Here is a 431-nt window from a genome sequence, read left to right as displayed (position 1 = left end):
CGGCGAGTTCTACCGGATGCTGCACGAAGGCAAGTCGCGCGATGGCTCGTTGCTGTACCCAGCGATGCCATTCGCGTCATACACGAAAGTCACGCGCGCCGATTTCGACGCGATCTACGCGTACCTGCAGTCGGTGCCGCCGATCCGGCAGCCGAACCGCCCGCACGAGTTGCGTTTCCCGTTTTGCGACCACGTCATTCAATTCGCCGAATCGCTTCTGGATTTTCTTGAGACGATCCAGCGTTTTCTGATGGCGTCCGGACAGCACCGGGCCGAACAACTCCAGAAGGTATCGGACTTTCTTCCCGGCTTTACGCACGCCATGAAAAGCCGCAACATCTGGTTTTCTCGCCTTTGCGGCGTGCCGCATCCGCTTGCGTAACTGCTTTTCGGAATCCGTCACCCTGGCGTCCGCAAATGCCTTGAGGGAG

Annotated in this window: 2 pseudogenes; one reads left to right on the top strand and one right to left on the bottom strand. The window is 58.9% G+C overall.

Going from position 1 to position 431, the window contains the following annotated elements:
• Positions 1 to 232, top strand: a pseudogene (locus tag EYW47_RS42350) (cytochrome c); the annotation flags it as partial.
• 3 nt (positions 233 to 235) lie between these two features.
• Here the strand turns inward: EYW47_RS42350 and EYW47_RS42345 are convergent.
• Positions 236 to 403, bottom strand: a pseudogene (locus EYW47_RS42345) (CHAD domain-containing protein); the annotation flags it as partial.
• Positions 404 to 431 lie beyond the last annotated feature (28 nt).

This window comes from Paraburkholderia silviterrae (assembly GCF_004353915.1).
Classification (GTDB): Bacteria; Pseudomonadota; Gammaproteobacteria; order Burkholderiales; family Burkholderiaceae; genus Paraburkholderia; species Paraburkholderia silviterrae.
This window is presented reverse-complemented; position numbering and strand designations above follow the sequence as displayed.